Below are 22,133 nucleotides of genomic sequence, written 5' to 3'. Positions count from 1 at the left end.
CGGTGCGATGACGCAGACCGGGGGGAATGCACCACATATTCCAGTTCTGTTGCGCCCATTGTTGGCGGCAGTAGCGCCTGTGTCGGGCGCTTGGCTGGATGGCACCTTTGGTGCGGGTGGTTACAGCCGAGGTTTGTTGGACGCAGGGGCGGATCACGTAACCGGGGTTGACCGGGATCCCCTGGCGTTTGAGTTGGCCGCGGGTTGGATCGATCAATATGGCGACCGCCTGACCCTGCAGCCGGGTGTGTTTTCCAAGATGGATGAATACGCTTCGGATCTGGATGGGGTGGTGCTGGATCTTGGGGTCTCATCCATGCAACTGGATCTGGCCGAGCGTGGGTTTTCCTTTATGAAGGATGGGCCCCTGGACATGCGCATGTCACAGGATGGTCCAAGTGCGGCAGATCTGGTGGCAGAGCTGGAAGAGGTTCAGCTGGCGGATATCCTCTTTACCTTTGGGGAAGAACGCGCGAGCCGCCGCATTGCCAAAGCCATTGTAAAAGAGCGTGCAATCGAGCCGATCACAACCACTCTGCGGCTTGCCAAGATCATCGAAAGCTGCCTGCCGCGTCCAAAGCCCGGCCAGTCACATCCTGCGACGCGCAGCTTTCAGGCGCTGCGCATTGCGGTGAACGGCGAGTATGAAGAGCTGTTTGCGGGGCTTTTGGCTGCGGAACGTGCGTTGAAACCCGGTGGATTGTTGGCGGTTGTGACCTTCCATTCGGTCGAGGATCGGATGGTCAAACGATTCTTTCAGCATCGGGCAGGGCGCACCGGGCGCGCCAACCGTTATGCGCCGGAAACCATTGAAACGCCCAACCAATTTGAGTTGGTCACCCGCAAGGCCGTGGGCCCCGACGATCAGGAACTGGCGGAAAACCCCCGCGCGCGTTCGGCGCGGTTGCGGGTGGGGCGTCGCACGGATGCAGACCCCGAAGGGATTTCCCCAAAAGAGCTGGGCATGCCGCAATTGAGAGAGGGTCGGACATGAGAACTCTTCTTTATATGGCAACGGCCTTGTCGGTTCTGGGGCTGGCGTTTTGGGCCTATCAGGAAAACTATGCCACGCAGCAGGCGCTGAAAGATACCCGCAGCCTGCAACGCCAGATCGGCGCTGCACAGGCGCGGTTGACCGTGTTGCGGGCAGAGTGGGCGTACCTCAATCGTCCCAACCGGCTGCGAGAGCTGGCTGAGCTGAATTTCGACCGGCTGGGATTGCTGCCTTTGCGCCCGGATCAATTTGGCCGTGTGGATGAAATCGCCTATCCGCCCAGCGAGCTGGAATTTGAAAACGGCGTTGTTGTTTCCACTTTGAACGCAGGAAGAGAGCCATGATCCGCAAACCGCTTCGCCCTTTGGCACGGGTTCTGGCCGCGCGTGAGAAGGGCGAAAACCCGGACGTAATCGAGCGGGAAAACCTGCGCGAACGCCACGCGGAAATGGCGGTCAAGTCCCGACAACGGGCCGAAGGACGCCTGCTGGTTTTGGGCGTCTTCTTTATTTGTGCCTATGCCGCCATTGCCGGGCGGATGGGAATGATGGCCTCGGCCGAGCCACAGGAGCCTCTGGCCAATGTGGCAGGCGGGGCAATTGCCATGCAGCGGGCCGATATTGTGGATCGTCAGGGTCGCATTCTGGCAACAAACTTCGAGACCCATTCGCTTTATGCGCAAACGCCACAGATGATCGATCCGGCCTATGCCGCGGATGAGCTGGCCAAGATTTTCCCGGATCTGGACCGAGATGAGCTGCTGGAAGATTTTACCGGCAAGCGTAAGTTTCTGTGGATCAAGAAAAAGATCAGCCCCGAGCAAAAGCAGGCCGTGCATGACATCGGCGATCCCGGTCTGATGTTTGGCCCGCGCGAAATGCGACTTTATCCCAATGGGCGGCTGGCGTCCCATGTGCTGGGCGGGGCCGGGTTCGGCAAGGAAGGCGTCAACGCAGCCGAGGTGATCGGCGTTGCGGGCGTGGAAAAGCAATTCGATGACTATTTGCGTGATCCGGCCAATGGCAACACGCCGCTAGAGTTGTCGCTGGATCTGACGGTGCAATCCGCCGCCGAACAAGTTCTGGCAGGCGGTATGGCTTTGATGAACGCCAAAGGCGCCACCTCGATCCTGATGGATGTGCACACGGGCGAGGTCGTCTCGGTTGTTTCGCTGCCGGATTTTGACCCCAATGACCGCCCCACGCCCCCTACCGAAGGGTTCGACCCTTCTGTCAGTCCGCTGTTTAATCGCGCGGTGCAGGGGGTTTATGAGCTGGGGTCGACATTCAAAATCTTTGCCGCGGCACAGGCTGTTGATCTGGGGCTGGTGAATCCTGAGACCGTTATCGACATTCGCGGCCCCTTGCGCTGGGGGAAACACGCGATCCGTGACTTCCATTACTATGGCAAGGAACTGTCGGTGACCAAGATCATCGTCAAATCGTCCAATATCGGCACCGCGCGTCTGGCGCAGCAAATTGGCGTTGCGCAGCAGAAGTCCTTCCTCGGGCGGTTGGGCCTTTTGGAGCCCACCCCGTTTGAGATTGTTGAGGCCCAGGGCGGCAAGCCTTTGCTGCCGCCCAATTGGTCCGAGCTTTCGGCAATGACCATTTCTTATGGACACGGGATTTCGACCAGCCCGATGCATCTGGCGGCGGGATATGCGGCGATTGCCAATGGCGGCCACTATGTGTCGCCCACCGTGCTGAAGCAAACCGGCCCGCAATACGGCCACCGCGTGATGTCACCAGAGGCTGCGAAGGCCGCGCGCACCATGCTGCGCAAAGTGGTCACCGAAGGCACTGCATCCTTTGCCGAAGTGCCGGGGTATCAGGTGGCGGGAAAAACCGGCACCGCGGACAAGCCGCGCCCACAAGGGGGATATTACGACAACAAGGTGATCGCCACTTTTGCCACTCTGTTCCCGGCTGACGAGCCGCAATATGTGCTGGTGGTGACCTTGGATGAGCCTGAGATCATCGCCCATGGCGAAGAGCGGAGAACCGCCGGTTGGACCGCCGTTCCTGTCGCAGCAGAGATGATTTCGCGCCTTGCGCCGCTGTTGGGGGTGCGACCACGCGTTGAACCTGCAGCACCAACCAGTATAACGCTGACCTCAAACTGACCAGTAAGGGGCAATGACCATGGCCTGTGAACAACCGCTGAGCCAATTGGGGCTGACAGCGCGTGGCGGCGCGGATCCGATGATCCGGGGCCTGGCCACCGACAGCCGCCAAGTGGGCGAAGGTTTTCTGTTTGCGGCCTTGCCCGGCAGCCAGGTCCATGGTGCGCGTTTTGTGGAAATGGCGCTGGAACAAGGCGCGGTTGCGATTTTGACAGATGTCGAAGGGGCCGCGCTGGTGGGCGAGTTTGTCGAAGATAATGGCGTTGCCCTGTCGGTTGTTGAAGACCCGCGACAGTCCTTGGCAGGGGCTGCGGCCCTGTGGTTTGGGGCTCAGCCGCAAACGATGGTGGCTGTGACAGGCACCAATGGCAAAACCTCGGTTGCGACCTTTGTGCGCCAGATCTGGAGCGAATTGGGATACAGCGCGATCAATGTGGGCACCACCGGGGTCGAGGGCGCCTGGAGCCGCGCGTTGCAGCATACAACGCCAGATCCGATCACCCTGCACAAGGCGTTGGCAGATGCGGCTGAGGCCGGCGTGACCCATGCGGCCATGGAAGCCTCTTCGCATGGGCTGGACCAGCGCCGCTTGCATGGCGTGCATCTGGTGGCTGCGGGTTTCACCAATTTCACCCAGGATCACCTGGATTATCACCACAGTTTCGAAGCCTATTTTGCCGCCAAAGCCAGCCTGTTCCGCAGTGTCCTGCCCGAAGATGGCGTGGCCGTTTTGAACATGAACGACCCGCGCGGGGTCGAGATGCGCGCGCTTGCCGCCGCAAAGGGACAAGAGATCATGACCGTGGGCCTTGGCCTTGGGGATCTGGCTCTGGTGGGAACTCGGTATGATGCAACGGGTCAGGACATTCGGTTCTCCTGGCATGACAAGGCGCAAGTGGTGCGGTTGAATCTCATTGGTGGGTTTCAGGCGGAAAACGTGCTGTTGGCCGCCGGGCTGGTCATTGCCAGTGGCGAAGACCCGTTGAAGGTTTTTGAAACCCTGCCGCATCTCACCACCGTGCGCGGGCGCATGCAGCTGGCGGCGACGCGCAGCAATGGGGCCACCGTCTTTGTTGATTATGCCCATACGCCGGATGCGGTTTCGACGGCCATTCAAGCGCTCAGGCCGCATGTCTTGGGGCGGCTGATCGCCATTGTGGGGGCAGGCGGGGATCGCGATGCCTCTAAACGCGCCTTGATGGGAGAGGCCGCACAGGCCAAGGCGGATGTGGTGATCGTGACCGACGACAACCCCCGCAGCGAAGATCCTGCCGCCATTCGTGCGGCCGTCATGACCGGCGCGCCGGATGCCTATAACGTTGGCGACCGGGCCGAGGCCATCCTGCGCGGGGTGGATATGCTGGCTCCGGGTGATGCGTTGATTATCTGCGGCAAGGGTCATGAAAGCGGTCAGGTGGTGGGCGACACCGTGTTGCCGTTTGATGATGTGGAACAGGCCAGCATCGCTGTTGCGGCCTTGGACGGGGGGATTGCGTGATGCTCTGGACCGCACAAGAGGCACAACAGGCAACCGGTGGCGCGCTGCGCGGTGATTGGAGCGTCAATGGTGTCTCGATTGACACCCGCACGCTGGCGCCCGGAGATCTCTTTGTTGCGCTCAAAGCGGCGCGGGATGGGCATGATTTTGTGGTGCAAGCCCTTAAAAACGGAGCAGGGGCCGCTTTGGTCTCGCGCGTGCCGGATGGGGTGGCTGCAGATGCGCCTCTGTTGATTGTGCCCGACGTGCAGGCCGGGTTGGAAGCCCTGGGCCGCGCCGCGCGGGCGCGGACAAATGCCAGGGTTGTGGCGGTCACAGGTTCGGTTGGCAAAACCTCGACCAAGGAAATGCTGGCCACAATGCTGCAGGATCAGGGCAAGACCCACGCGGCGGTGGCGAGCTATAACAATCATTGGGGCGTGCCTCTGACACTGGCCCGAATGCCGCGCGACACAGAATTTGCCGTGATCGAAGTGGGCATGAACCACCCCGGCGAAATCGCCCCCTTGGCGCAACAGGCCCGTCCGCATGTGGCCATGGTGACCACGGTTGCCGCCGTCCACCTTGAAGCGTTTGACGATATTGATGGCATCGCCCGCGAGAAGGCCGCCATCCTGTCTGGTCTGGAACCCGGTGGCGTGGCTGTTTTGAACGCAGACATTGAAACAGCCCCCACGCTGGCCGCAGTGGCCAAAGATGGTGGTGTCTCCACACACTGGTTCGGCACCTGCTCGGAAACTCATAAATTGTTGTCGGTGGAAGCTCAAGGGGACAGCACTCGTGCCGAGGTTCTGATTGACGGCCAAGCCCATGAGCTGACCATTCAATCCCTCGGCGCACATTTTGCAATGAACGCTTTGGGTGCGCTTGCCTGTGTCGCGGCTTTGGGCGCAGATTTGGACCGCGCGGTGGCGAGCCTGGCGCTTTGGTCGCCGGTCAAAGGCCGTGGCGCACGATTGGAGCTGCCTTGGAAGGGCGGCGTGCTGACTGTTCTGGATGACAGCTATAACGCAAACCCCACCTCGGTCGGCGCGGCACTCTCTGTTCTGGCGGCAGCCCCGACGCGGGGGCGCAAGATTGCGGTTCTAGGCGATATGAAAGAGCTGGGCCCCGATGAGGTCGCCATGCACCAAGCGCTCGCACGGCATGAGGCGGTGCCGCACATCGATCAGATCTTTGGCGTTGGCCCGTTGATGCGCGCGCTGGATGACGCTTTGGCGGATGGCAAGCGTGGAACGTCGTGGCAGAACGCCTCTGACGCGATCTCTGCTCTTCCGGCTCAGCTGGAACCCGGCGATACGCTGCTGATCAAAGGCTCTTTGAGTGTCGGATTGGGAAAGCTTGTTGACGCGCTGCGTGATATGAGCGATGCCCCCGCAACTTTCAAAAACAACCATCCGTGAATAGGAACACCTAGGCATGTTATATTGGCTGACAGCCCTGTCAGATGGCGGCGACTTTTTCAATCTGTTCCGCTATATCACCTTTCGCGCAGGCGGCGCGTTTCTGACGGCGCTGATCTTTGGGTTTTTGTTTGGCAAGCCGCTGATCAATGTGCTGCGCAAAAAACAGGGCAAAGGTCAGCCGATCCGCGATGACGGCCCCGAAAGCCACCTGTCCAAAGCGGGAACACCAACCATGGGCGGTCTATTGATCGTGGGCGCGCTGGTCACCAGCACCCTGCTGTGGGGGCGTTGGGACAATCCGTTTATCTGGATGGTGCTTCTGGTCACGCTTGGCTTTGGCCTAATCGGCTTTGCCGATGATTACGCCAAAGTCTCCAAACAGAACACCAAAGGCGTGTCGGGCAAGGTTCGCCTGGCCCTGGGCATGCTGATCGCGCTGTTGGCCACGGCCTGGGCGACCTATTTCCACCCCGGCGACCTGCAAAACCAACTGGCGCTGCCGGTGTTCAAGGATACGCTGATAAACTTGGGTCTTTTCTATCTGCCCTTTGGCATCTGTGTGATCGTGGGCTCTGCCAATGCGGTGAACCTGACCGATGGTCTGGATGGCCTGGCGATTATGCCGGCGATGATTGCGGGGCTGACCCTAGGGGTGATCGCCTATGTCGTTGGACGTGCGGATTTCACCCAGTATCTGGATGTGCATTACGTGGAAAACACGGGCGAAATCTTTATCTTTACCATGGCGCTGTTTGGCGCGGGCCTTGGGTTCTTGTGGTACAACGCACCGCCTGCGGCTGTGTTCATGGGCGACACCGGATCGCTTGCGCTGGGCGGTGCTTTGGGTGCCATTGCGGTGGCCACCAAACACGAGCTGGTTCTGGCCATCGTCGGAGGGTTGTTTGTGGTTGAAGCACTGTCGGTGATCATTCAGGTGCTGTATTTCAAACGCACCGGCAAACGCGTGTTCCTGATGGCCCCGATACACCACCATTATGAGAAGAAGGGCTGGGCCGAGCCGACCATCGTCATCCGGTTTTGGATCATCGCAGTGATCCTTGCGATGATCGGTCTGGCCACGCTGAAAGTGCGCTGATCAAGATCCAGAAGTTGTTCGAAACGCCTGCGCCAGTCGCAGGCGTTTTGCGTTTCCCCAGCAATGGCGGGGTCCTCCCGCGGCTGAGCGCCAGGGCAAGCCCTGTCTCTCCCTCTTGGGCCAAGCGCGCTTAGCGCGCGGTCGGGGCTGAGGCGATTGTGTCGCGTGATTTATGACTGGGAAGGTGCATTTGGCAAAGCGGAGCCTTGGCTTGCTTTTCGCCGCTTACACTGTACAGGGTAAGCGAAACAAATAAGTTGGAGGCGATGGCGATGATCCCCGTAGTAGGCTTTGCTGGTGAAAAACTTGCGGTATTGGGGCTGGGGCGGTCTGGGCTTGCCACCGCGCGGGCGCTGCGTGCGGGCGGGGCTGAGCCGGTGTGTTGGGATGACAATGCCGCCGCGCGTGAGCGGGCTGAAAGCGAAGGCTTTACCTGCCGCAAGCTGACGCGTGAGGATGCCTTTGACGATATTGCAAGCCTGATTGTGTCGCCGGGTATTCCGCATCTTTATCCAAACCCGAACCCGGTGGTGAAACAGGCGCTCAAAGCCGGGGTGCCGGTGGACAATGACATCGGCTTGTTCTTTCGCTCGCTGGCGACGCGGGAATGGGACCGGTTTGAGCAGCTGCCCAAAGTGGTGGCGGTGACGGGCTCCAACGGGAAATCCACCACGGCGGCGCTGCTTCAGCATATTCTGGAAGAGGCCGGTCGTGAAAGCCAGCTGGCGGGCAATATCGGCCGCGGTGTTCTGGACATTGATCCCCCCGGGGATGGCGGTGTGGTGGTGCTGGAATTGTCGAGTTACCAGACCGACCTGGCCCGCGCGCTGACACCGGATGTGGCGGTGTTTACCAACCTCAGCCCGGATCATCTGGATCGCCATCACGGCATGGGCGGCTATTTTGCGGCCAAGCGGCGGCTGTTTGCCGAAGGGGGACCGGACCGGGCCATCATTGGCGTGGACGAGGATGAGGGCCTGTTTCTGGCCGGTCAGTTGGCGGAAGGGCCCGGCGATGATCGGGTGATGCGGGTGTCCTCTGGGCAGAAACTGATGGGGCCGGGCTGGAACGTCTTTGTGCGCAAAGGGTTTCTGAGTGAATACCGCAAAGGGCGACAGGCGGCCTCTGTCGATTTGCGAGAGATGACGGGGTTGCCGGGTGCACATAACCACCAGAACGCCTGCGCCGCCTATGGGGCGGCGCGCGCGCTGGGGCTGGCTCCGCGTCAGATCGAGGCCGGGCTCAAGACATATCCAGGCCTGCCGCATCGCAGCCAGACCTTTGCCACATCTGGTGGCGTGCGCTTTGTGAATGACAGCAAGGCCACCAATGTGGACAGCGCGATCAAGGCGCTGAGCGCCTTCAAAAACATCCGCTGGATCTGCGGCGGGTTGGAGAAAGAAGGTGGTTTGGAGGCTTTGAAGGGGCAGACCAGCAATGTGGTCAAAGCCTATGTCATCGGGCGCGAGGCGGCGGGCTTTGCCATGCAACTGGATGTGGCGTCAGAGGTTTGCACGACGATGGCACAGGCTGTTGAGCAGGCGATGGCGGATGCTGGCGAAGGGGAAACCATCCTGCTGGCCCCGGCTGCGGCAAGTTTTGATCAATACGACAGTTTTGAGAAACGTGGTGATGACTTTATGGCGGAAGTGGCGCGCCGTTTGGAGTAAAGGGAAAAGGTGAGGGCGTAAAGAAGACGCTTCAGGGCTCACCAAAGCGGAACTGTTCCGCAAGTGCCACCTTGCGCAGGATCCCTGCATGTCAGAACCGTCTGGCCCTGCAAGTAAAATGACCGTATCCCCGCCCCCTTGGGGCGCGGAGCCTCGGCAATTTTTCTGGCAGGCCTGCGCCATTCCTGACCTTTGGGAGCCAGCGAAGGCGGCTCCGAAGCGGAACTTACCCCCTGGCGATGGCCGCACCTGCAGCGACGCCTGAGGCCCAGGCCCATTGGAAGTTATAGCCGCCAAGCCAGCCGGTGACATCCACGGCCTCGCCTATGGCGTAAAGGCCGGGGTGTGTTTTGGCCTCCAGGGTTTTGGAGGAGAGCGCGTCGGTTGAGATCCCGCCCAATGTGACCTCGGCCGTGCGGTAGCCTTCAGTGCCAGAGGGTTTCAGCGGCCAATTGGCCAGTGCTTCACATAGGGTGCTGAGCGCGCCGTCGGAATAGTCTGCAAGCCTTCCAGCCAGGTGCAGCTGGGGGGCGAGGAACTCAACCAAACGTGCGGGGAGATGTTTGGCCAGTTCGGTTGTGATCTCCTTGCGACCAGAGGTCTGACGCTGGCTGCGCAGCGTTTCATACAGGCTGCCATCCGGGATCAGATTGGCCCTGATCTCTTCGCCTTCGTGCCAATAGGAGGACAGTTGCAGCACGGCAGGACCTGACAGGCCGCGATGGGTGAACAAAAGCGCCTCGTCAAAGCTGGCGCGCGTGTTGGACAAGCGGGCGGGCAAGGCGACACCGGCCAGGGGTTTGAACCGCTCTCCAGGGAAAGTGAAGGGGACAAGCCCCGCGCGGGTGTCGATCAGGGGCAGGCCAAACTGGCGCGCGATGTCATAGGCCAGGCCGGTTGCGCCCATTTTGGGGATCGATTTTCCCCCTGTCGCCAGCACCAGATTGCGGCAGGATAGGGTTTGGGTCTTGCCGTTGCGCTCCAGCTCCACAGTAAAGTCATCAGCGCCGCGGCTGATCCGACCAACGCGGGTTTCCAGCCACAGGCCCGCGCCCGCCTGTTTCAGCTCAGCCACCAGCATGGCGACGATTTGTTTGGCGGAGCCATCACAGAACAGCTGGCCAAGCGTCTTTTCATGCCAGGCGATGCCATGGCGGTCGACCAGTTCGATAAAGTCCCATTGCGTGTATCGCGCCAGCGCTGATTTGCAGAAATGTGGGTTTTGCGACAGGTAGTTTTCGGCACTGGCATACATATTGGTGAAATTGCAGCGCCCGCCGCCTGAAATGCGGATTTTTTCGCCTGGGTTCTTGGCGTGATCCACCACCAAGACGTCCTGTCCCGCATGGGCGGCACACATCATGCCAGCTGCGCCAGCGCCAAGAATGACTGTTTCATACTGCATAATCGGGCATTGGCGCGGATTGTCGCCAAAGGCAAGAGGAAGAGGCTGGATTGAGGCAAAGTTTGTGGTTACAGTCCCCTTAATGACCCTCATAAGAGGGCGTATTTGAGGCAGATAACAGATCCTGATCCGGTGTGGAGACCACCCGGTGCTGAAGGACAGAAACGGCGGCGGTGAACCCATGACTGAGATGGTCTATGGCGCGGTTCCGGTACAAACCGGTGAACCTATTCTTCCCAAATGGTGGCGCACACTGGACAAGTGGACGATGACCTGCATTTTGTTGCTGTTTGTCGTCGGGCTTTTGTTGGGGCTGGCGGCCTCGGTCCCGTTGGCGGCTCGCAACGGGTTTGACAATCTCCACTATGTGCAGCGTCAAGCGGCCTTTGGCATGATGGCTTTGGGGGCGATGGTTGTCACATCGATGATGTCGCCGACGATGGTGCGCCGTGCAGCGGTGCTGGGATTTGCCGGGGCTTTTGTGGCCCTCATGCTGTTGCCGGTTTTGGGCACGGATTTTGGCAAAGGGGCCGTACGTTGGTACAGTCTTGGCTTTGCATCCGTGCAGCCGTCCGAGTTTTTGAAGCCCACATTTGTTGTTGTGGCCGCCTGGCTGATTGCGGCAAGCCAGCAGATCAATGGCCCGCCCGGCACGCTGATTTCCTTTGGTCTTTGTATCACCGTGGTGATGTTTCTGGTGATGCAGCCGGACTTTGGCCAATCCTGCCTGGTCCTGTTTGGTTGGGGTGTGATGTATTTTGTGGGCGGCGCGCCCATGCTGTTGCTGGTAGTGATGGCCAGTGTTGTGATCCTGGGGGGCATCGTCGCCTATTCCTCCTCCGAACACTTTGCCCGCCGTATTGATGGCTTCCTCAGCCCGGATGTGGATCCCACCACGCAGCTTGGCTATGCCACCAATGCGATCCGCGAGGGTGGATTGTTTGGCGTTGGTGTCGGTGAGGGACAGGTGAAATGGTCCCTGCCGGATGCGCACACTGATTTCATTATTGCGGTTGCAGCCGAAGAATACGGGCTGGTCTTGGTGGTGATTATCATCGCGCTTTATGCGCTGGTAGTGGTGCGTTCGCTGTTTCGTCTGATGAAAGAGCGCGACACATTCATCCGCTTGGCGGGCACCGGCCTTGTCTGCATGTTTGGCGTGCAAGCCATGATCAATATGGGCGTGGCCGTGCGTCTGTTGCCTGCCAAAGGCATGACCCTCCCCTTTGTGAGCTACGGCGGGTCCTCTTTGATCGCTGGGGGTATTGCGGTTGGCATGCTTTTGGCCTTTACCCGAACCCGTCCCCAGGGCGAGATCGCAGACTTCCTGCGCAGCTCGGGGCGCGGCTAACGAGATACGAAAGACAACGTCATGACGCAAAAGATGCTTTTGATGGCAGCGGGGGGCACGGGGGGACATATGTTCCCGGCCCAGGCCCTGGCTGAGGCGATGTTAAAGAAAGGCTGGCGGGTCAAGCTTTCCACTGACGCGCGCGGCGCGCGTTACACGGGGGGCTTCCCTCATACTTGCGAGATTGTCCAAGCCGCCTCTTCGACCTTTGCGCGTGGAGGTCTGCTGGCCAAGGCGTTGGTGGGGCCCAAGATTGTGGCAGGCACCGCCGCGATGGCCGTTCAGATGCTGCGCGATCGCCCCGATGTTGTTGTGGGCTTTGGCGGCTATCCGTCGATCCCCGCATTGGGCGCGGCAACCCTGCTGAAGCGGCCGCGGATGATCCATGAGCAAAACGGCGTTCTGGGGCGTGTGAACCAGATCTTTGCCAAACGGGTCGCCCAGGTGGCCTGTGGCGTCTGGCCAACAGATCTGCCCGAGGGGGCCACGGGCGTCCATGTGGGCAACCCGGTACGCGCAGCGGTTCTGGACCGGGCCGGTGCAGGCTATATCACGCCGGGTGACTACCCGATGGAGATCCTGATCATGGGCGGCAGCCAGGGCGCGCGGATCCTGTCAGATGTGGTGCCGCCTGCCATTGCGGGCCTGCCGATGGAGATCCTGAAACATCTGCGCGTGTCACATCAGGCGCGGGCCGAGGATCACGAACGTGTCGCAACTTATTATGCAGACCACGCAATCAACGCCGATGTGCAGCCCTTCTTTCAAGACGTGCCCAAACGCTTGTCCGAAGCGCAGTTGGTGATCTCGCGCTCGGGCGCATCCTCGGTTGCGGATATCTCGGTCATCGGCCGCCCGTCGATCCTGGTGCCCTTTGCTGCGGCGGCTGGGGATCACCAATCGGCCAACGCCCGCAGCCTGGTTGACGCTGGGGCCGCGGTGCTTATGCCCGAAAGCGCTCTTGACGTTTCCGTTCTGACAGAGCACATCACCGCAATTCTGAGTAACCCCGATGCCGCGTTGCAAATGTCGCGCGCGGCGCTGTCCACGGGTATCCCCGACGCAACCGAACGTTTGGTGGCCGAGGTCGAGCGACTGGCAGAGGAAGGATAAATATGAACCCTGCAACCAAACTCCCCGGCGACGTAGGCGCGATCCATTTTGTGGGCATCGGCGGTATCGGCATGTCGGGCATCGCCGAAGTCTTGTTGAACCTTGGCTATGTGGTGCAGGGCTCGGACCTGAAAACGTCCAAAATCACCCAGCGCCTGGAAACCCTGGGCGCAACTGTGTTCGAAGGCCAGCGCGCCGAGAACCTGGAAAACGCATCCGTTGTGGTGATCTCATCCGCGATCAAACCGGGCAATCCGGAGCTGGACGAAGCCCGGCTGAAAGGTCTGCCCGTGGTACGCCGGGCCGAGATGCTGGCCGAGCTGATGCGCCTGAAATCCAACATCGCGATTGCGGGCACCCATGGCAAGACCACCACCACCACGATGATGGCGGAACTGATGGTGCACGGGAAGTTTGACCCCACCGTGGTGAATGGCGGCATCATCCATGCCTATGGCTCCAACGCACGGATGGGGCAGGGCGAATGGATGGTGGTCGAAGCGGATGAGAGCGACGGCACCTTTAATCGCCTGCCAGCGACCATCGCCGTGGTCACCAATATCGATCCCGAACACATGGAGCACTGGGGCACCATCGAAAACCTGCGTCAGGGGTTTTATGACTTTGTCTCCAACATCCCCTTCTACGGCATCGCGGTCTGCTGCACCGACCATCCCGAAGTGCAGGCGCTGGTGGGCCGGATCTCAGACCGCCGGGTGGTGACCTACGGGTTCAACGCCCAGGCCGACGTGCGCGCGGTCAACCTGACCTACAAAGGCGGCATTGCCCATTTCGACATTCACCTCCAGGCCGAGGACAAGATCATCGAGGGCTGCACCCTGCCAATGCCCGGCGACCATAATGTCTCGAACGCCTTGTCTGCCGTGGCCGTGGCCCGCCACCTCGGCATGCGGTCGTCCGAAATCCGCGAAGCGCTGGCCAAATTTGGCGGCGTCAACCGACGTTTCACCAAAGTGGGTGAAGTGAACGGCGTCACCATCATCGACGACTACGGCCACCACCCGGTGGAAATCGCCGCCGTGCTGAAAGCCGCGCGTCAGGCCTCCGAAGGCCGTGTCATCGCCGTCCACCAGCCGCACCGCTATTCCCGCCTATCCAACCTGTTCGACGATTTTTGCGCCTGCTTTAACGAGGCCGATGTTGTCGCCATTGCCGAGGTTTTTGCCGCCGGTGAAGAGCCCATCGAAGGCGCAGGCCGCGATGATCTGGTCGCAGGCCTCATCCGCCACGGCCACCGCCATGCGCGTGCCATCCTGTCCGAGGATGATCTGGAACGTCTGGTGCGCGAACAGGCCCGCCCCGGTGATATGGTGGTCTGCCTTGGTGCCGGTACGATTTCGGCCTGGGCCAACGGTCTGCCCGCGCGGCTCCAAGGGTAACGGGCGGTGGCGTTGAACCTCTCCCTCCTTCTGGCCTGCCTGTGGGTGATCCTGGCCAATGTGCTGGCGATGATCCCCAGCCGCGACGACCACTGGCGCCGCGCCTATGTGCTGATCGCCATCGGCATCCCGCTTTTGGGCTATGTCACCTATGAAAACGGCCCCTGGTGGGGGCTGGCGCTGCTCTTGGCGGGCATGTCCATCCTGCGCTGGCCGGTGATCTACCTGTGGCGTTGGATCACCCGGCGCTGACCAAGCGCAAGACCGCCTTTCATTGCCCACAGGCCACGGTTGTGTATGCTGCAAGGTGATTTAAGCACAACGGATTAAAACGGCCAGTGGTTGAGATTTCAGAGATTAAAGACACAAGCAGTCTTGAAGCTTGGTTGGGAGGTCGTTTTCGGGAATATGCGACCGTCATGGCAGCCCGCAGCGCGTTGCGAACCTTGCCACTGTTCTGGGACTGGAGTCTGTCAGAACGCGCACGCAAATCTGGTTTTATGGCGTTGCCGCTCTTGAAGTGCAGCTTTACTGCTGCGGTTTCCAGCCGCTACCCGAAGGTATCGATGAAACAAATCGGTGTCGATGTGTCAGAAATATTGAATGCTCGTGCAAAGGGAATAAGTTCGGCTGCATGGGACGCCGGCTATGCAGTGGATTCTGCGGTTAGGTTGCAAGCCGGTCATGCTGCAAACGCGGCCTATGACGCTGTTACGGATGTTTTCGTACAAAAGTTCTTTACCGGAGAACCAGGCTCAGGTTTTGCTGAGGCACGAAGTATGGCAGACGCATCCATTTGGGGCAACGTTCGCTCCGATTGCTCAGACCTAAAGCGCGGAATTGATTTGTTGTCTTCACCGCTTTGGCGTGATGAAAATCCGCTTGCCGACCTGTGGGCAGATCTGCGCCCTAAAATCCTGAGCGCAGAAAACTGGCAGCCCGGTGATTGGCGATTCTGGGTGGAGTGGTACGAACAGATGCTCGACCCCATCACCAACCCGCCAAACTGGGAGCTGCTGAAGCAGGTCGCCTTGCTCGAGCCTGAGGTTTGGGATGCGGGGCCAAAGGACGTGAGCGAGGCGATTGCCGAGATTGAGAACCGCTTTGCATTGCTGGGAGAAACCAAAGCATGGCAGCAGCGCGCCGAAGCGCTTGAGGCGGAAATAGCAGCGCTTAAAATGCGCTCGCACAACCAGCCGCCGGAATTGGTGGAGGATATCGAGGCGCTAGAAGCGCCGGTTTTAGATCTAACACAAAACCTCGCCGTTGTTGCGGAAGAGTTAGAAAAGCCCGAACCTGAAAAGCACCTCTTGCGTCGATGCGGCGAAGTAATCAGAGATGCCGCGCTTGCCATCATTAAATACTGCGGCTCAATTGCGAATGATGTGATCCGCGCAGGCGCTAAAACGTTAGGAACCGGTGGCGCGGGGCTTGTTCTGGATAGTGCTTTCAATGATGGTCGCTTGGTCGAATATGCAACCAAGCTCATCAACGGTGTCGTCGGAGGTTGACGTTTCGCATGTGAGTTAAGGGCAGAGCCCGTCCCGGGGTGGGTGCGAAGCGCCCGCCATCAAACCAAAGGTTTGCCTCCGGCAAAATGGGGGCGGGGCGGGCGCTGCCCGGCCTTGCAGCCTGGCAATAGGTTTTTGTCGGGCGGACGCGTGCCTGTCGCTGACGCGACAGGCGGTTTGCTGTGACTATGCTCTTTCCTCCCTTTCCCACATGCCCTAAACCCATCCGCAGTTTTTGAAGACCCCTTTGGGGCATGGAGCGGGTATGGCTGATCTTCCAACAGTGCGCGGTAAGTTGACAGAGGGGCGCGACCTCTCGACCCTCACGTGGTTGCGTGTGGGCGGCCCTGCGGATGTGGTGTTTCAGCCGGCGGATGTGGACGATCTGGCGCAGTTCCTGCGGGATCTGGACCCCGGCGTGACGGTCTTTCCCATGGGGGTGGGGTCGAACCTCATCGTGCGCGACGGGGGCTTGCGCGCCGTGGTGATCCGGTTGGGGCGCGGGTTTAACCAGATCGACGTGGATGGCCAGACCGTTACCGCCGGGGCCGCCGCTCTGGACGCCCATGTGGCCAAAAAAGCGGCGGATGCGGGCGTGGATCTGACCTTCCTGCGCACCATTCCGGGATCCATCGGCGGTGCGGTGCGGATGAACGCGGGCTGTTATGGTTCTTACGTGGCGGATGTGTTCCAGTCGGCCACCCTCGTCACCCGCCGGGGCGAGATCCGCGAGGTCAACGCCGCAGAGCTGAATTTCCAATACCGCCAGTCCGATGTGCCCGAGGGCGCGGTGCTGGTTTCGGCCACCTTCCAAGGCCCGGCTGGCGACGCGGCAGAGCTGCACGCACGCATGGAGGCGCAGCTGCAAAAGCGCGATGAGACCCAGCCCACCAAGGACCGCAGCGCGGGATCGACCTTTCGCAATCCGGCTGGCTTTTCGTCGACGGGGCAGGCTGATGATGTGCATGATCTGAAGGCCTGGAAGGTGATCGACAACGCAGGTCTTCGGGGCGCCAGCATCGGTGGTGCTCAGATGAGCGAGAAACACTCGAATTTCATGATCAACACCGGTGGCGCAACTGCCGCAGATCTGGAAGCTTTGGGGGAACACGTTCGAAAAACGGTTTACGCGGATTCTGGCATCGCGCTAGAATGGGAGATCATGAGGGTTGGTGAGCCGAAGTGACCGGATAGGGTGACCGGAACTTGCCGATGGCGGTGTCTGGGTGATTTACTCGTTAGGCATTTGCTAACTTTCGTGGCTTAATGGTTAACGAGTCATTATGGTCCTTTGACGTCCCCGGGTGAGGGGCGGCGCGGCCACAGTGACTTGGCGGGGGAGACCCCGAAGGATTCGCCCGAATTTGGGCATTAAACAATAAGGGGCACAAACGCCCCATGAGCTTTTGAGGCGCGGTATGGTGAGTGGGACGAGCACAGCACTCCCGACAGTCGCAGTATTGATGGGTGGACCTTCTGCGGAACGCGAAGTGTCCCTGTCATCGGGTCGTGAATGCGCGGCCGCTCTGCGTGGGGAAGGGTTTGAGGTCACAGAGATTGACGCAGGCGCGGATCTGGTTGACCAATTGGCCAAGGTGAAACCAGATGTGGTCTTTAACGCGCTGCACGGTCGCTGGGGCGAAGACGGCTGCGTGCAGGGCCTGCTGGAGTGGTTGCGTATTCCTTATACACATTCCGGTGTGCGGGCCTCGGCCGTGGCAATGGACAAGGAGCGGTCCAAAGCAGCGTTTCACAGCCTGGGTATTCCCGTCGCGACCAGCGGCTTGTTTGCCAAGGAAGCGGTGCGCCGTCGCCATGTGATGCAGCCGCCTTATGTGGTGAAACCCAACAACGAAGGATCGAGCGTCGGGATCTATCTGGTGCATGAGGATAGCAATGGCCCGCCTGCGCTGGATGATGCGATGCCGGATGAGGTTCTGGTTGAGGCGTTTGTACCCGGACGCGAGCTGACGGTTGCGGTGCTCAAGGATCAGGCCCTGACGGTAACCGAGATCCACACCGATGGCTGGTATGATTACGATGCCAAATACAAGCCCGGCGGCTCGTCTCATGTAATCCCGGCGGATCTGCCGGATGAGATCTATGGCTTATGTCTTGATTACGCGCTCAAGGCGCATCGGGTTTTGGGATGCCGGGGCCTGAGCCGTGCGGACTTCCGCTGGGATGAGAGCAAAGGCAAGGACGGGTTGATCATCCTTGAGGTCAATACCCAACCCGGTATGACGCCGACCTCGCTGGCACCCGAACAAGGCGAACACGCAGGGCTGACCTTTGGTCAGCTGTGTGCCGCATTGGTGGAGGACGCAAGTTGCGATCGCTGATCCAATCCCTCCGCCGCCACAAGCTGCCCAAAAGCGACCCGGCACCGTCACGGTTAAAGTACCGCATCCAGCGCTGGATGCTGACGCCTGGCATCCGCCTTGGTCTGCGCGTCGGCTTGCCGATCTGCTGTCTGGGCGCGGCGCTTGCGATTTTTCTGGCCAGCGAAGAGCGCCGCGATGTGATTGTGACGAGCTTTAACGAGCTGCGGACCGAGTTTGAGAACCGGCCCGAGTTTCTGGTTGAGGTCATGGCAATCGATGGTGCAGGAGCGGAATTATCTGACGACATCCGCGAGGTGATGTCGATCGACTTCCCTGTCAGCTCGTTTGATCTGGAACTGCCGATGCTGCGGGATCTGATCGAAGGGTTGGACCCTGTGAAATCAGCCAAGGTTCGCATTCGCCCCGGCGGTATTTTGCAAGTTGATGTGGTGGAGCGGACCCCTGCGGTTGTCTGGCGCACACGTGACGGTTTGGCGCTGTTGGATGAAACGGGCGCCTTTGTCGCCGAGCTTGGCAGTCGCGATCTGCATCCGTTGTTGCCGCTGATTGTTGGGACTGGCGCGGATGCCCATGTGCCCGAAGCCTTGCAGCTGTTGGCCGCATCACGTCCGCTTGATGGGCGGGTGCGTGGTCTGGTCCGCATTGGCGAGCGCCGCTGGGATGTGGTTTTGGATCGCGATCAACGCATTTTGTTGCCGACGCTTGAACCGGTGACTGCCTTTGAACGCGTTATCGCCGTCAGCGAGGTGCAAGAGCTTTTGGAGCGCGACGTGGCCATTGTAGACATGCGCTTGTCGCAGCGCCCCACCGTGCGGATGACTGAGAACGCTGTCGAGAATTGGTGGCAAATCAAAGAACTGAATGCGGGCAACCGGTGACATGACAGATCTTTATCAAACACAACGGGCAATGCGGCAGATGCGCCGCCAGGCGATGCAGCGCGGCGTGGTGGCCATTTTGGACGTGGGAAGCTCCAAAATCGCCTGTTTGATCCTGCGGTTTGATGGTCCGGGTCGGCTTGACCAAGATGGATCTGTGGGCTCGCTGGCGGGGCAATCCGGGTTCCGGGTGATCGGAGCCAATACAACCCGGTCGCGCGGGGTGCAATTTGGCGAAATCTTCGCCATGCAAGAGACCGAACGCGCCATTCGCACCGCCGTGCAAGGGGCGCAGAAAATGGCCGCTGTCCGGGTCGACCACGTGATCGCCTGTTTTTCGGGCGCGCATCCCCGTTCTTATGGGCTCAACGCGCAGGTGGAACTGGAAGGCCAAGAGGTCACAGAAAATGAAGTGGCCCGCGTGCTGGCCGCTTGTGAGATCCCGGAATATGGCGGCGGCCGCGAAGTGCTACATGCGCAGCCGATCAATTTCGCGCTGGACCATCGCTCGGGCCTCAGCGACCCGCGCGGGCAGATGGGGCATTCCCTTGAGGTTGATATGCACATGCTGACGGTGGACGCGCCGATCGTGCAGAATCTGGTGCAATGTATCAAACGCTGTGATCTGGAACTGGCGGGGATTGCGTCCTCGGCCTATGCATCGGGTTTCTCGGCCCTGGTGGAAGACGAACAAGAGCTGGGTTCGGCCTGTATCGATATGGGCGGCGGGTCGACCTCGATCTCGGTCTTTATGAAGAAACACATGATCTATGCCGATGCGGTGCGCATGGGGGGGGATCATATCACCAGCGACATTTCTATGGGGCTCAGCGTGCCCACGGCCAATGCCGAACGGATCAAGACGTTTTGCGGCGGGGTGCAGGCGACGGGTGCAGATGACCGGGACATGATCGACATCGGCGGTGACACCGGCGATTGGGAACATGACCGCCGCACCGTCAGCCGAGCCGAGCTCATTGGGGTCATGCGCCCCCGTGTCGAAGAGATCCTGGAAGAGGTGCGCGCCCGTCTGGATGCCGCCGGGTTTGAACATCTGCCCAGCCAGCAGATCGTTCTGACGGGCGGGTCAAGCCAGATCATGGGGCTGGATGGATTGGCAGCGCGGATCCTGGGCCATCAGGTCCGCCTGGGACGACCCCTGCGGGTCCATGGCCTGCCGCAATCGGCAACCGGGCCCAGTTTTGCCTCGGCCGTAGGGCTGTGCCTCTTGGCCGCCCACCCCCAAGATGAATGGTGGGATTTCGAGGTGCCGGTAGACAAACACACCCGTGGTGGCTTTCGTCGCGCAGTGCGGTGGTTCAAAGAGAATTGGTAATCCGGGCGTGACAGCGCCTTTTGAAACCGCTAAGACTTCATTAATTGCCGCAGAATGTCGGCATCCAAACGGTCGAGCAGGCCACCAACATTGATAGATGCTGCAACGCAGGGATTCTCTGCGGTGTTGCTGCTTGTTGTGTTTGCTCTGATCGTTAACGCAAGATCTGCTTGGATCGGCGAAATGCCGCGTTTTTTCACCATAAAACTGCCATATTTTGTGGTGGCCTTAGCTTTTGGGGATGACGCGACTCTTTGCCTTGGGTAGACTTGTTTCAATATTAGGACAGGAAAATGCCCTTTGCGGGAGGGCGAAAAAACACAGGCGGATAGATCATGGCTTTGAACCTTTCGATGCCCGGACAAGAAGAACTGCGGCCGCGGATCACGGTGTTTGGTGTCGGCGGGGCCGGCGGAAACGCTGTCAACAATATGATTGCCAAAGAGCTGGACGGTGTCGAGTTTGTCGTCGCCAACACAGACGCGCAGGCGCTGCAACAGAGCTCGGCCAAAAGCCGTGTTCAGCTGGGCGTCAAAGTCACCGAAGGTCTGGGCGCGGGTGCGCGCCCCTCGGTTGGCTCGGCCGCAGCCGAAGAAAGCATTGAACAAATTGTGGACCATCTGGCGGGGGCGCATATGTGCTTTATCACCGCTGGTATGGGGGGCGGCACCGGCACCGGTGCGGCGCCGATCATCGCGCAGGCGGCGCGGGAATTGGGTGTTCTAACGGTGGGTGTTGTCACCAAGCCGTTCCAATTCGAAGGCGCCAAACGGATGCGCCAGGCCGAAGACGGTGTGGAAGCCCTGCAGCGCGTTGTCGATACGCTGATCATTATTCCAAACCAGAACCTGTTCCGCCTTGCCAATGAGAAGACCACGTTCACCGAAGCCTTCTCGATGGCGGATGACGTTCTGTACCAAGGTGTCAAAGGCGTTACCGACCTGATGGTGCGCCCCGGCCTGATCAACCTCGACTTTGCGGACGTGCGCGCCGTGATGGACGAGATGGGCAAGGCGATGATGGGCACCGGTGAGGGCGAAGGCGAAGATCGCGCGGTTCAGGCCGCCGAGAAGGCCATTGCTAACCCGCTGTTGGACGAGATTTCGCTGCGCGGTGCCAAAGGTGTTCTGATCAACATCACCGGCAGCCATGACTTGACCCTGTTTGAACTGGACGAAGCCGCCAACCGCATCCGCGAGGAAGTGGACCCAGAAGCGAACATCATCGTTGGTTCGACCTTGGACACCGAAATGGACGGCAAGATGCGCGTCTCTGTCGTGGCAACCGGTATCGACGCAACCGATGTGAACACTGAAATGCCGGTGCCGCGTCGTCCGATGTCTGCGCCCCTGACCAAGACCGTAACAGCCGAAGTCAAAGCAGAGGCGGCCCCTGCGCCGCTGACACTGGACACTGTTGCGCAAGCCGCCGCGCCAGAGCCGGTTGCACAAGTCGCACAGCCCCAAGAGCCGTCGCTGTTTGAAGGAATGGAGCCAGCCGCCGGTGCTGAGCCCGAGCCCGAAGTGATCGAAACCGCCGAGGAAATGGGTGACGACGGCTTGCCGCCGCCAGCCTATCGCCCGGCTGTGGCCGAATTCCAGCCGCAAGCGGATGCAATGACCGAAGGCACCCCTGGCTTTGTCGCACCCAAAGCGCCGGCACCAGGCACCCCGTCACAAGAAGCGCTGCAACGCCTGCAGGCCGCGGCTGCAGCAGCGCAACCGCAGCAGCGGATGGCACCTCCGGTGCAACAATCCGCTCCTGCGCCGCAGCCGGAACCAGCTCCGCAACCTGACGCCGCAGAGCAGCGCCGTTTTGGGTTGAACTCTCTGATCCACCGGATGACCAACAACAATCAACCGGATCACGGGCAGAACGCGCCGATGCGCCAACAGCCGATGGTGCAGCAGCCTGCAGGCACGCCGCAAACGCAGCGTCAGGCGGATCCCGATCAGGAACGGATCGAAATTCCAGCCTTCCTGCGACGCCAGGCGAATTAAATAGC

At 60.2% G+C, this 22,133-nt stretch carries 18 protein-coding genes; 17 read left to right on the top strand and 1 reads right to left on the bottom strand.

What is annotated here, in order from left to right; genetic code table 11:
- The first annotated feature begins 7 nt into the window (after positions 1-7).
- From rsmH to murD, 7 genes are all read left to right on the top strand, one after another.
- A complete protein-coding gene (gene rsmH / locus GFB49_RS04160; protein WP_153214502.1) occupies positions 8-994 on the top strand; it encodes a 16S rRNA (cytosine(1402)-N(4))-methyltransferase RsmH in 987 nt (328 codons plus the stop codon).
- Complete coding sequence (gene ftsL, locus GFB49_RS04155; protein ID WP_153214501.1) at positions 991-1,338, top strand: cell division protein FtsL; 348 nt, start codon at positions 991-993, stop codon at positions 1,336-1,338. Before rsmH ends, ftsL begins: the two co-directional genes overlap by 4 nt.
- Entirely contained in the window at positions 1,335-3,119 is a 1,785-nt protein-coding gene (locus tag GFB49_RS04150; RefSeq protein ID WP_153214500.1) for a peptidoglycan D,D-transpeptidase FtsI family protein, read from the top strand. Before ftsL ends, GFB49_RS04150 begins: the two co-directional genes overlap by 4 nt.
- Positions 3,120-3,138: 19 nt before the next feature.
- Positions 3,139-4,617: a UDP-N-acetylmuramoyl-L-alanyl-D-glutamate--2,6-diaminopimelate ligase gene (locus GFB49_RS04145; RefSeq protein ID WP_153214499.1), complete on the top strand. Its 1,479-nt coding sequence runs from the start codon at positions 3,139-3,141 to the stop codon at positions 4,615-4,617.
- Entirely contained in the window at positions 4,614-6,020 is a 1,407-nt protein-coding gene (locus GFB49_RS04140; protein ID WP_343032463.1) for a UDP-N-acetylmuramoyl-tripeptide--D-alanyl-D-alanine ligase, read from the top strand. The genes GFB49_RS04145 and GFB49_RS04140 overlap by 4 nt, the downstream gene beginning before the upstream one ends.
- A 16-nt stretch (positions 6,021-6,036) precedes the next feature.
- Positions 6,037-7,119: a phospho-N-acetylmuramoyl-pentapeptide-transferase gene (gene mraY / locus GFB49_RS04135; protein ID WP_153214497.1), complete on the top strand. Its 1,083-nt coding sequence runs from the start codon at positions 6,037-6,039 to the stop codon at positions 7,117-7,119.
- 272 nt (positions 7,120-7,391) lie between these two features.
- Entirely contained in the window at positions 7,392-8,789 is a 1,398-nt protein-coding gene (gene murD, locus GFB49_RS04130; protein WP_153214496.1) for a UDP-N-acetylmuramoyl-L-alanine--D-glutamate ligase, read from the top strand.
- A gap of 226 nt (positions 8,790-9,015) precedes the next feature.
- Here murD and GFB49_RS04125 read toward each other — a convergent pair whose 3' ends face one another.
- Positions 9,016-10,194, bottom strand: a complete 1,179-nt coding sequence (locus GFB49_RS04125; RefSeq protein WP_153214495.1) for a BaiN/RdsA family NAD(P)/FAD-dependent oxidoreductase — start codon at positions 10,192-10,194, stop codon at positions 9,016-9,018.
- A 181-nt stretch (positions 10,195-10,375) separates the two neighbouring features.
- Here GFB49_RS04125 and ftsW point away from each other — a divergent pair, with 181 nt between their 5' ends.
- The 10 genes from ftsW to ftsZ all read left to right on the top strand — a co-directional run bounded on the left by ftsW (position 10,376) and on the right by ftsZ (position 22,128).
- Positions 10,376-11,545 carry a putative lipid II flippase FtsW gene (ftsW, locus tag GFB49_RS04120; protein ID WP_153214574.1) on the top strand — a complete coding sequence of 390 codons (1,170 nt, stop codon included), beginning with the start codon at positions 10,376-10,378 and terminating at the stop codon, positions 11,543-11,545.
- A 21-nt stretch (positions 11,546-11,566) separates the two neighbouring features.
- Complete coding sequence (locus tag GFB49_RS04115) at positions 11,567-12,658, top strand: UDP-N-acetylglucosamine--N-acetylmuramyl-(pentapeptide) pyrophosphoryl-undecaprenol N-acetylglucosamine transferase (RefSeq protein WP_153214494.1); 1,092 nt, start codon at positions 11,567-11,569, stop codon at positions 12,656-12,658.
- A gap of 2 nt (positions 12,659-12,660) precedes the next feature.
- Positions 12,661-14,058, top strand: coding sequence for a UDP-N-acetylmuramate--L-alanine ligase (gene murC, locus GFB49_RS04110; RefSeq protein WP_153214493.1), 1,398 nt, complete (start codon positions 12,661-12,663; stop codon positions 14,056-14,058).
- Positions 14,059-14,070: 12 nt separating this feature from the next.
- Positions 14,071-14,310 carry a DUF2484 family protein gene (locus GFB49_RS04105; RefSeq protein ID WP_153214573.1) on the top strand — a complete coding sequence of 80 codons (240 nt, stop codon included), beginning with the start codon at positions 14,071-14,073 and terminating at the stop codon, positions 14,308-14,310.
- An 86-nt stretch (positions 14,311-14,396) separates the two neighbouring features.
- Complete coding sequence (locus GFB49_RS04100; protein WP_153214492.1) at positions 14,397-15,569, top strand: hypothetical protein; 1,173 nt, start codon at positions 14,397-14,399, stop codon at positions 15,567-15,569.
- Positions 15,570-15,834: 265 nt separating this feature from the next.
- Complete coding sequence (gene murB / locus GFB49_RS04095; RefSeq protein WP_153214491.1) at positions 15,835-16,755, top strand: UDP-N-acetylmuramate dehydrogenase; 921 nt, start codon at positions 15,835-15,837, stop codon at positions 16,753-16,755.
- 277 nt (positions 16,756-17,032) lie between these two features.
- Complete coding sequence (locus tag GFB49_RS04090) at positions 17,033-17,911, top strand: D-alanine--D-alanine ligase (RefSeq protein ID WP_246149587.1); 879 nt, start codon at positions 17,033-17,035, stop codon at positions 17,909-17,911.
- The gene (locus GFB49_RS04085; protein WP_246149586.1) at positions 17,899-18,792 is read left to right on the top strand and encodes a cell division protein FtsQ/DivIB; all 894 of its coding nucleotides are present in this window, start codon (positions 17,899-17,901) and stop codon (positions 18,790-18,792) included. Before GFB49_RS04090 ends, GFB49_RS04085 begins: the two co-directional genes overlap by 13 nt.
- Before the next feature lies 1 nt (position 18,793).
- The gene (gene ftsA / locus GFB49_RS04080; RefSeq protein WP_153214489.1) at positions 18,794-20,128 is read left to right on the top strand and encodes a cell division protein FtsA; all 1,335 of its coding nucleotides are present in this window, start codon (positions 18,794-18,796) and stop codon (positions 20,126-20,128) included.
- A 335-nt stretch (positions 20,129-20,463) separates the two neighbouring features.
- Positions 20,464-22,128, top strand: a complete 1,665-nt coding sequence (gene ftsZ / locus GFB49_RS04070; protein ID WP_153214487.1) for a cell division protein FtsZ — start codon at positions 20,464-20,466, stop codon at positions 22,126-22,128.
- Positions 22,129-22,133: the final 5 nt, after the last annotated feature.

This window comes from Tritonibacter litoralis (genome assembly GCF_009496005.1).
Classification (GTDB): domain Bacteria; phylum Pseudomonadota; class Alphaproteobacteria; order Rhodobacterales; family Rhodobacteraceae; genus Epibacterium; species Epibacterium litoralis.
This window is presented reverse-complemented; position numbering and strand designations above follow the sequence as displayed.